General features: G+C 61.6%; 6 protein-coding genes and 1 pseudogene. 5 read left to right on the top strand and 2 right to left on the bottom strand.

What is annotated here, in order from left to right:
- A partial coding sequence (locus JZ792_RS39505) for a biotin/lipoyl-containing protein (RefSeq protein ID WP_308165631.1) occupies positions 1-194 on the bottom strand: 194 nt, incomplete at its 3' end.
- Positions 195-484: 290 nt separating this feature from the next.
- On the opposite strand from JZ792_RS39505, the pseudogene JZ792_RS43620 reads away from it, so the two are divergent.
- Positions 485-967, top strand: a pseudogene (locus tag JZ792_RS43620) (IS5 family transposase); the annotation flags it as partial.
- 1,870 nt (positions 968-2,837) lie between these two features.
- Here JZ792_RS43620 and JZ792_RS39495 read toward each other — a convergent pair.
- Complete coding sequence (locus JZ792_RS39495) at positions 2,838-5,594, bottom strand: DEAD/DEAH box helicase (protein ID WP_216918007.1); 2,757 nt, start codon at positions 5,592-5,594, stop codon at positions 2,838-2,840.
- A 299-nt stretch (positions 5,595-5,893) separates the two neighbouring features.
- On the opposite strand from JZ792_RS39495, the gene JZ792_RS39490 reads away from it, so the two are divergent.
- The 4 genes from JZ792_RS39490 to JZ792_RS42460 all read left to right on the top strand — a co-directional run bounded on the left by JZ792_RS39490 (position 5,894) and on the right by JZ792_RS42460 (position 10,239).
- Entirely contained in the window at positions 5,894-7,228 is a 1,335-nt protein-coding gene (locus JZ792_RS39490; protein WP_216918006.1) for an IS630 family transposase, read from the top strand.
- 128 nt (positions 7,229-7,356) lie between these two features.
- Positions 7,357-7,725 carry a helix-turn-helix domain-containing protein gene (locus tag JZ792_RS42465; RefSeq protein ID WP_308165630.1) on the top strand — a complete coding sequence of 123 codons (369 nt, stop codon included), beginning with the start codon at positions 7,357-7,359 and terminating at the stop codon, positions 7,723-7,725.
- Positions 7,686-9,326 carry an IS1182 family transposase gene (locus JZ792_RS39480; protein ID WP_216918005.1) on the top strand — a complete coding sequence of 547 codons (1,641 nt, stop codon included), beginning with the start codon at positions 7,686-7,688 and terminating at the stop codon, positions 9,324-9,326. Before JZ792_RS42465 ends, JZ792_RS39480 begins: the two co-directional genes overlap by 40 nt.
- A 532-nt stretch (positions 9,327-9,858) precedes the next feature.
- Positions 9,859-10,239 (top strand): transposase, encoded by a 381-nt coding sequence (locus JZ792_RS42460; RefSeq protein WP_254190990.1) that lies wholly within the window; start codon positions 9,859-9,861, stop codon positions 10,237-10,239.
- The last annotated feature ends 193 nt before the right edge of the window (positions 10,240-10,432 follow it).

Raw genomic sequence — 10,432 nt, 5'->3', positions numbered from 1 at the left:
TCGTCTTCCAATGCCACGATCCTGGTGAGTACACCTGCTGCAGGGGAGGGGATTTCGGTGTCGACCTTGTCGGTGGAGATTTCGAGCAGGGGCTCGTCGAGCTCGACCGTGTCTCCTTCCTGCTTGAGCCATTTGGTTACCGTTCCCTCGGTGACGCTCTCACCAAGGGCTGGCATCTGGACGGAGAAGGCCATGTCCGTTGACTCCTCTGACTGCTCGACGGGGTGTACGACAGTCCGATCTCTCCCGCGGGTGCGCGCCGCCCGGTCGCAGCACCCACCCGCACGCCACCGAACGCTCTGCGTGGCACCGGAGATCGGTATGGTTCATGTTCCAACTTCGATCCTTGCACTCGCCGCCGTCTCACTAGCCACGGGGCCGCTGTGTGAATCCTCATGTGCCGCAACGTCTAGGTTCTGTGTCGAAGTGTGATGCCGACTGACCAGCAGATTCGTTGGAAGTTGTTGGCTGGGTTTGTATATGGGTGAGGTCTCCGGTATTTAGGGTTAGCGACCAAGCAAACCTGAATATAGACGGAGACCTCGTTGGCCAGCGTAGCGTTGCCCGGCGAGCGGATTTGACCGATGCCCAGTGGGCGCGGTTGGAGCCGCTGCTGCAGCGCAACAGGAAGGCGGGCCGTCCACCTCGTTGGACGAAACGGCAACTCATCGACGGGATCCGGTGGCGGACCCGGGTCGGGTGCCCGTCGCGTGATGTTCCGCCCCAGTATGGGTCGTGGTCGGCGGTGTATGGGTTGTTCCGGCGTTGGCAGCGCGGTGGGGTGTGGTTGTTGATCGTGAAATTGTTGCAGGTTATCGCTGACGCGGGCGGGCGGTTCGGGTGGCAGGTGAGCGTGGACTCGACGATCGTGAGTGCCCATCCCCACGCTGCTGGTGCTCGGCGGGAGGGTGGTCGTCAGGTCGAACCGCTCGATCATGGGTTGGGCCGGTCGCGGCGTGGTTGGACCACGAAGTTGCACCTGGCGTGTGATCAGGGCTGCCGGGTTCTGGCGATGCTGATCACCGCCGTGGCAGCGCCGGTGGCCGTCCACCAGCCTTCGATTCGCAGCGCTACCGCGATCGCGACACCGTCGAGCGTGGCAGCCATCTCAAGCAGCATCGAGCGGTTGCCACCCGGTTCGACAAACTCGCCGTCTGCTATCTGGCCACGATCCGTGTCGCCGCTATCAATCAATGGCTACAACAGGGCTGAAGTCTAGCCGAACAGCGACCTCAACCGACTTCGGTACAGGACCTAGCTGAATGTGAGCCAGCCTCAACTGTGAACGCCTGCTTCAGCTGAGGCCGATTCAAGGCATCGCGTGACACAAGACGGCCACCCCGAGGATAGAATTGACTACGCCCGTCTGCGGCGCCAACCAGGAGATGGTCTCGGCGAATCGCGGTCGGGACCGGCCTTTCCAGTACCTCGCTGCACTGCGACCCGAGCCCCCGGATACAGGAGTTCACCCGATGCAGAAGCTGCGGCCCTTCCCGCAGCGTACAACGCCAGCACCGTCACCGATGTGCTTCGAGCGCCGAGCGCCTACGTGAGTGGAGCACTCGTACATTTCGAGCCGGATCGGTTGTGCGCTTTCGGCGTCCCGCGTCAGCAACCGAGCGCAAAAATCGGTGGCGGCCGCAGCCTTGAGGAGCCCGCGCGCGATCACCGTCTAAGTCGCGGTACTCGCAGGCAGCGAGCACCTCGGACTGCGACAGTCCCGCTTCCCTGCGCCGTTGCGCCAGTTCGGTGATAAGCCGTGTGACGAGGCAGATGTGCAAGTCGCGGTTCGCGGTCTGGGCCGATCGAGTGCGGGAGCGCCAACTTGACCGGCGCGGGTGTTGCGCCGGTCGCGCACGGTAGCTGCGGATAAATTAGGCAGGCCGCTCAACGAAATAGGACTCCTGGCTACCGGCCACTGGAGTCCGTCAGAGGGTGAACAGGCTGTTGTCGAGCCCGTCGGTCCGGCGAATCGCTTCCAGGGGATACGGCGTCTGCCTACTCTCGAACGGAGATCGCGGTAGTAGTCGGTCATTACTGGGGCGACCGGTGCGTGGCGGGTGAGGATCGCCGCGATCTGCGACGGAATTCCGGTTGAGGGTTTGCCTCGGGTGCACGCACGAACTCGATGCGCTTCTCCTGCTTGTACCCGCAGACGGCGACGACGAGCCAATGCACCAGGTGGGTGAAGATGTCGGTATGAAACGAGCGACTCGATCGCCGCCGCGCGTCAACTTGAAACCGTTGCAATCCCCCGTCGGACACTCGCGCGTACTTTGCGAGACTGCGCACCGACCTGTGCCCCAACAGCTTCGCCGGGCAGCCGGTGAGCCAGCACCAGTATGCATCCAATGCAGATCGGGTGGCCCTGCTCGATGGCCTGTAATTGCCTCATGCTTGGCAGACATCCGAAGCACCCGCTGCAGCCGGCTCATCGGCGCGACGCAGCTTCCGCGCGATCTCCTCCGTGGAAGGCCGCTTAGGTTCTGCCATGGTTTTCAGTGTCCGTTCCAGCCCTTATGAGGGCCAACAGGACTCTAAGCCCGAGGGGTCTCAATCACCGGGGACAGGCCAGATGTCGTCTTTCGCAACCATTTCGACAGGTTGCTGTATTCTCTCCTTCGATTTCGAAGTCATCGCGGCCCGATGTAGTTCTGGCCACTCGGACCGCGCCGCGGTCAGGCCGACCATCGCGAAAGCGAAGCGTGTGGGTACACGGGGCTCAGGCGCGGAAGTAGCGACCGACCTGCCAGACGTGACAGCGGAACTGCGGTCGCGACAACGACCACTGCACGGGAACACCGCTGGCCATCCCGCTGGCCGCAGACACTTCGCGATCAGCCCCGATCGGAAGGATGAATTGGCTCCATGTCGCGATAGTCGTTGAGCCAGCCTGTTGCTCGATAATCGCCACGGCGAGTAAAAAGCGCTGCGCCGGAGGGGACGGATGGCTGGGAGGCTAGCCTGTCTCGTATTTCACCGCGTCCAGGAGGTATAGGTGCGGCGAGATAGTTGGAACCAGACCAGACGACGAGGGTCGAGGCTGCTGTGCAACTGGCAGTAAAATATCCGTCGGTGTTAGACAGCGTCGCACCCGTGGTTCGATCCCTTAGAAGCATTGCATAGTCGGATTGATTGAGCTGACATCCTTGAGGGCGGCCGGTTTCTACCCAGTCCGGGCTGACGAGGCCACGGCCAGTAGCTGCCACCCACAGATCGGGGACAATATCTTCGGCGTATGCTGGTGTGGCCATCTGTTCGCACATCCACAGCAAGCGACCTGAGCCCCGTGGAGGCTGGAGGCGACGCCAGAGGATGCGTCGGCCCAGGTCGGCGGCCACGATTGCCACCCATGGATGTACTGTCGAAAGGTATCCTTGACAACTCAGCCAGTGAAGATATCGAGGAGCTTCCTCAAGGACTGGTGACATCGTGGAGTAGGGAATTCCAGCGATGATGCGGGCATCACGTCGAAAGGCGCTGGGAGAATTGATGATTGCGAGCATCGCTGCGCGCGCCAAGTCCCCGGGAGTATAGGCAGCCCCGGCGACCTCAAGCGGTTGATGGTTATCGAACTCTGCAGGGTGACGATCGACGATTCCATGCGCCCATTTCAAATGAAGTACTCGTGACTTGAGTGCCTCGCTTACCGCTGCGTTTGAGAGATTTGGGACATGCGCAGCGAGGACATCAATAATTTGCACTTCAGCTTCGTCGGCAGATTCTGGAAAACAGATCGATGAGAGCGCTTTCCGGAGGCCGTGGCAGACGATGGGGGAAACCATCAGTCGACCAGTTACCATGCCAAGCTCAGTCGGGACGAAACGGTCAGTGTCGGCGGATGAGTTATCTCGCTGGAGGAAGTCACTATCGAGAAGAAAATCGACAGCTCGCCGCAAAGGCATCATATCACGACGTCCCTGGTGGTACGAGAGAGTGTGCTTCCACCACCGCTCTGCGTCAAGGATCGAGCGAATGCGGCCTTGGATTGCTTCTGCGAGAACATGTTCGGCCAAACTTGTATGTATCTGTGAGTTTACTCGAAATCCGGCCAACAGTTTGCGTTGCCAGGCTGCACGCTCGGTCTCGTCAACAAGCAAGAATGCCCAGCCGTGACGCTCTCCAGTGCCGACGCGCCCAGCACGCCCGAACATCTGTTGGACGGTGGCCACATCGATCGGTTTCATCGCGACCTCGGTATCTTGTACCACCACAGCGCGTGCTGGCATGTTCACACCAGCAGCGACGGTCGAAGTGGCTACCAGAACATCCAATTCGCGTGCGCGGAAGCCATGCTCGGCCTCCTTTTTGTGTTCCCAGCCCTTGTAGTGAAGGCCTACCCGGGCGGTTTGGCAGATGGAGTAAACGCGGTCTGTATCATCAGGGTCCACATTGAATACGTTTGCGCCTCGGGCCGCCGCGATGATCAAGGCAGTACGTCTGACACTACGTTTACTGCCGCAGAACACGAGGACGCTGCCATCGCCATCTGAGACAGCATCAACGATCGAAGCGGTCAATCTGATCTTCGCGGCCTCGGTCAAACTCCAATCAGAGTGGTTTGCCACCATTGGCAGCTGCCACGTGAGCTGGGTAGGCCGCCAACTGACGCGTACTGTTCGTGCCTGAAGCCATGATGCCAGTTCGTCGGCATTCGAGACCGTGGCGGACAATCCAACGATGCGGATGCGGGAACCATCGTCTCGTACGCGTGCCAAGATTGCTTCGAGGAACGATCCTCGGGAACTGTCACCCAGGAGATGAATCTCATCGACGATCAAGCATCCTACCTCGGCGAGAGCCTCGCGCATGGTCGATGTTCGGCTGAGGGCTTCGAACTTCTCGGTCGTTGTCACCCACAAATCGGCAGCCCGGATTCGCGCGGCGTCGACACGATGCTCGCCGGACAGCCGTTCAACCCGCAACCCCCGATCGCGCCACGTGTCGAGCTCACGGTTTAGCTCCTCGGTGAGCGAGCGTTGCGGCACCAGCCAGGCCGCCTTCTTGCCCTGTTCCAGGACTGTACGCAGGACACCGACCATTCCGATTACGGTCTTACCGGCCCCAGTCGGAGCGACGACGATTAAGTGATCGTTGCTACCGACGATCGCCGGAATTGCCTCGGCCTGTGCCGGATTCATGACTGGATGAGGAAGAAACCGCACCCACTCCGCAGGAATCACTTCGCCGGCCGGCACGCGCAGGGGCGAAGCGGTTTCCGTTTCGGCGTGGTCGTACCACATCAAGTCGAATCCGTCGCGAGCGGCTTCTGCCGCTGTGCCTGTCAAGGGACGCGACGCTCGTGAGACTCGGCCTGAGGTTCCAAGAATCGCCGTCAGCCGTGCATGGGTATTCGTAGCAATTAGTTCCTGCTCCAGGAGGTACCGTACTTCGCGGTAGGGGATTCGTTGCGCAAGAAGCAATTTGCGTAGGTCGCTAAATCGTGCGTCTGTTGGGATCAACACGCGAATATCGGTTCCGGGGGGACAGGTCGGTATGACGGTGTCCGGGTTGGTGATCTTCATCCACATGATCGGTGCCATGGGGTCAGTAGCAACTAGCGAATCATCGTCGATCGGCATCAGCGCGACCATGACCTCCGTAACCGGCCACACTCGGCACGTAGCAAATCAACAACCGAATGTGGCGAACCTTTGTGACGCGGTCACCCTAGCGGATGGCTACGACACCTCGGTGCCTCGGTCATCGAGGTGGCGAGCCCGGGTGCCGTTGCCTCAATCGGCGTTTCAACCAATGCGCAGTCCTGCCAAAGAACTGAACACGACAGGTCTAGCATGTCGGGATGCGGCGTCCTGCAGGCTTCTATTCCTGATGTTTGCGGAGCTAGTGTGTCGCGCCTGAAATCAGGCCAGTATGTATGTAGTCTGTTTTTGTGTCGCATCGTGGGCCTTCTGCTGTCGAGATCGTGTTGTCGGATGTCGAGCGTGCCGAGTTGGTACGTAGGTCGGTTTCGGGGGATCGGCGTGAGGTCGAGCGGGCTCGGATCGTGCTGGCGTGTGCTGAGGGGATGTCGAACGCGGGTGCCGCGCGGGAGTTGGGTCTGACTGCGGGGACGGTGGGGAAATGGCGGCGTAAGTTCGCCGTCGAGGGCTTGGACGGACTCTGTGATCGGGGTCGTGAGGGTCGGCCGAAGGCCGAGCTGGTGTTGAGCGATGCTGAACGGGCGCAATTGGTTTCGTGGGCCAGGCGTGCCAAGACGGCGCAGTATCTGGCGATGCGGGCGAAGATCGTGTTGGCGTGTGCCGAGGGGGTGATGAACAAGCAGGTCGCCGCCGACCTCGGTGTGGACGAGTCGAGCGTGGTCCGGTGGCGGGGCCGCTTCGTCACCGACCGGCTCGATGGTCTGGGTGACGAGCCACGACCGGGTCGGCCGCCCTCGATCCTGCTCGACCAGGTCGAAGACGTGGTCGTCGCGACGCTGGAAACGTTGCCCGGCAAGGACACGCACTGGTCGCGTTCCTCGATGGCCGACCGCAGCGGCCTGTCGAAATCGACCATCGGCAGGATCTGGAAGAAATTCGATCTCAAACCCCATCTACAGGATTCGTTCAAACTCTCCACCGACCCTCTGTTCATCGAGAAAGTGGTCGATGTCGTTGGCCTGTACCATAATCCGCCCGAGAAGGCGATCGTGCTGTGCGTCGACGAGAAGAGCCAGATCCAGGCCCTCGACAGATCACAACCGGTACTGCCGATGACGATGGGCATTCCCGAACGCCGCGCTCACGACTACCTGCGCCACGGCATCACCAGCCTGTTCGCCGCATTCAACATCGCCGACGGCACCGTCATCGGCGAACTCCACCGCCGCCACCGCGCCACCGAGTTCAAGAAATTCCTCATCACCATCGACAAGGCCGTTCCACGCGACCTGGACGTGCACCTGGTCTGCGACAACTACGCCACCCACAACACCGCAGAAATCAAAGCCTGGCTGGCGCGTCATCCCCGCTTCCACGTCCACTTCACCCCGACCGGTTCGAGCTGGATGAACCAGGTCGAACGCTGGTTCGGCCTGCTCACCGACAAACTCATCCGCCGCGGCGTCCACACCTCCGTCAAAGCCCTCGAAGACGACATCACCGCCTGGATCCAAACCTGGAACGACAACCCCCGCCCCTTCCGCTGGACCAAGACCGCCGACGAAATCCTCAAATCCCTCGCCGACTACCTCGCCAAAATCAACCCGACAACCCCAAAACAATAAGATAACTTACTGGCCCTATTTCGGGCGCGACACACTAGTGCCTCGTCCAAGTAGGTTGCCGCTGTAACCGGGTGTCGGGTTGATCGTGGGCTCGTGGTCGGTGATGCTCCCGGTGGAGGTGGTGCCGGGTGGCTCGGAGGCCGGAAGTGTTCGTGCGGGCGGTGTCCCCCGAGGAGGGGCGCCGGTTGCAGAAAATCACCAAGACGAGCAGACAGCCGGTCAGGGTGCGGCGGGCGATCGTGGTGATGGCCTCGGCGCAGCAGCAGCCGGTTCCCGCGATCGCAAGGTTGATGCAGGTCAGCGAAGCGTATGTGCGGCAGGTGATCCACGATTTCAACGAACGGGGGTTCGAGGCGTTGGACCCAAAATGGACACTGTTGGCGAATTCGGGCCGGGGGCAGTGGGGTTGGCATGCTCGGTGTCGGTATTGGTGGGTAGGTGTTGGTTGGAGGTCGGGGTGTCGTTGCGTGCGACCGGCGTGGATGTCGTTCCGGTAGAGACTGTTCGGGTGGCGCGGGCGGTGTTCCCGCAGGGCTGTCCGGCGATTCGGTTGCGTGATGTCTTGGGCCCGGTTTTCGTTGATGCTGAGTTCGCGGGATTGTTTTCTCGTCGTGGGCGTCCGGCGGTGGCGCCGGCATTGCTGGCGTTGGTATCGGTGTTGCAGTTCGCTGAAGGGCTGACCGACCGTCAAGCAGCGCAGGCGGTTCGGGCACGAATCGACTGGAAGTACGCACTGGGGCTGGAGTTGACCGATCCGGGCTTCGACTATTCGGTGCTCAGCGAGTTCCGGTCTCGGCTGATCGAGGGCTGCCTCGAGGATCGTGTGTTCGACGCGATACTCGAGGCGGCACGAGGGGCCGGTTTGCTGCGGGAAGGGGGCCGTCAGAGGACGGACTCGACACACGTCTTGGCCGTGGTACGGGATCTGAATCGGTTGCAGTTCGTCACCGAGGCATTGCGTGCAGCGTTGAATGTGCTGGCTGTGGCAGCGCCGCGGTGGTTGGCCGAAATCGCTGAACCGGAGTGGTTCGACCGCTACAGTGCTCGATCCGAGGACACCAGGTTCCCCAGCCGGTGGGCGGCGCGCGCCGCCCACGCCGATCAGGTCGGTGCCGACGGGATGACCGTGTTGTCCGCGGTAGCGGCCGGGGCCCCGTGGTTGCGTCAGCTGCCGGCGGTGGAGTTGCTGCGCCGGATCTGGGTCCAGCAGTATCACGTCACAGACGGAGCAGTGACTTGGCGAGACAAGAAGGATCTGCCACCCGCGGCGATCCGCTACTGCTCACCGTATGACGATCAAGCGCGCACCGGCACCAAACGCGACGCATCCTGGAACGGCTACAAAGTTCACCTGACCGAGACCTGCGAACCGGATGCACCGCATCTGATCACCCATGTCGCCACCACGGTGGCACCGATTCCGGACATGGAGATGACCGCCGCGATCCACTCGAGATTGGCGCGTCTGGACCTGCTCCCGGCCGAGCACCTCGTCGATGCCGGCTATATCGACGCCGATCTGCTCACCGGCAGCCGAGAACAGCACGGGGTCGAACTACTCGGCCCGGCCAAAGCCCCGACCGGGTGGCAAGCGACCGCCGGTCACGGCTTCGCCCTGTCCGATTTCCTCATCGACTGGGACAACGAGCGGGTCACATGCCCGCAGAACACCCTCTCCAACTCATGGAAGACCGACAACCCGCCCGGCGGCGTCGCGGTCGTGAAAATCCGATTTCCCGCCGCGGCATGTCGAGTCTGTCCTGTCCACGAACAATGCACCCGATCAACCACCGGACGGCGACTCACCATCCGGCACCGAGCCCAGCACCAGGCCCTGCAACATGCTCGCGCCGAGCAACAAACCCGGCAATGGCAGCAGCGCTACCAACATCGCGCGGGCGTGGAAGGCACCATCGCGCAAGGCGTCAGAGTCCACGGCCTACGCCGTTCCCGCTATCGGGGCCTACCCAAAACCAGACTCCAACACCTACTGACCGCCGCCGGGATCAACCTCAACCGACTCAATTCCTGTTGGGAGACAACACCTCTCGCACCCACACGAACGTCACACTTCGCCGCTCTCCGACCGGTCGCTTGACCCGGACACCGAATTCGCCAACAGTGTCCAAAATGGAGCGCGGGCAGGCCGAGGAAGGTCGATCGAGCGACGCGTGAACGCATCGCTTGCATCGCTCGGTGCTGCCCGCGTGATCTGGGATGGCCGTTCTCGACGTGGAGTCTGTCGAAACTGCGAGAAGTGTTGATCACCAACAAGATTGCTGCGATCAGTCGTGAGACGTTGCGTCAGATCCTCAAAGCCGAAGGGGTGTCGTGGCAGGCGGTCAAGACCTGGAAAGCAGGCTCGGACCCGAGTTCACCGCGAAGATGAACCGCGTTCTGGACCTCTACGACCATCGGCCTGCCGACGGGCGCGTGATCTGTGTGGACGAGTTCGGACCACTGAACCTGCAACCCCGTGCTGGTCGTGGCTGGTTCCCGCGTCGACATCCGCGACGGTTGCGCGCGACCTATCGGCGTACCCAGGGGGTGCGGCACCTGCTCTGGACCTGGCCACCGGCAAACTCCACTACCGGATCCGGGATCGCAAGCGGTGGCAGGAGTTCCTGTCGTTGCTCAAGTCGCTGCGCGCGCGGTGGCCCGGTGAACGGCTCTACCTGATCGCCGACAATTTCGGCCCGCACAAACACCCCGAGGTCCGCACCTGGGCCGCGGCCCACAACGTGGAGCTGGTGTACCTGCCGACCTATTCGTCGTGGTTGAACTGGATCGAGTCCGAGTTCGCGGCGCTGCGTTACTTCGCGTTGAACGGCACCGATCACCGCAGCCACGACGAACAAGACGCCGCGATCGGCGCCTACATCCGCTGGTACAACCAGCACGCCCAACCCAAACGCGAGTTCGCCGTCAACTCCAAAATCCGCCAACCTGATTACCGAAGATTGCTTGACGAGGCACTAGTTGTAGACGTACTTGCCGAGACTGCTTTGTAACTCACTCAGAAACGGCCATGTATACAGCTTCGGATTCTTACGCGACACAACAGTCGGACTGAATCCCCTGTAAGTGTTGGTGGTGGCTGGCCTGGGGCTGGCTGGCAGGGTAGGTGCTGGTTTTTCAGACCGGGGTGTGACTCGTGAATCGCCTGGCCCCGTACGGGTGCCTTTCCCGGGAGTTGTCCTTCTC

It is taken from the genome of Nocardia noduli (genome assembly GCF_019038455.1).
GTDB classification, from domain to species: Bacteria; Actinomycetota; Actinomycetes; order Mycobacteriales; family Mycobacteriaceae; genus Nocardia; species Nocardia noduli.
This window is presented reverse-complemented; position numbering and strand designations above follow the sequence as displayed.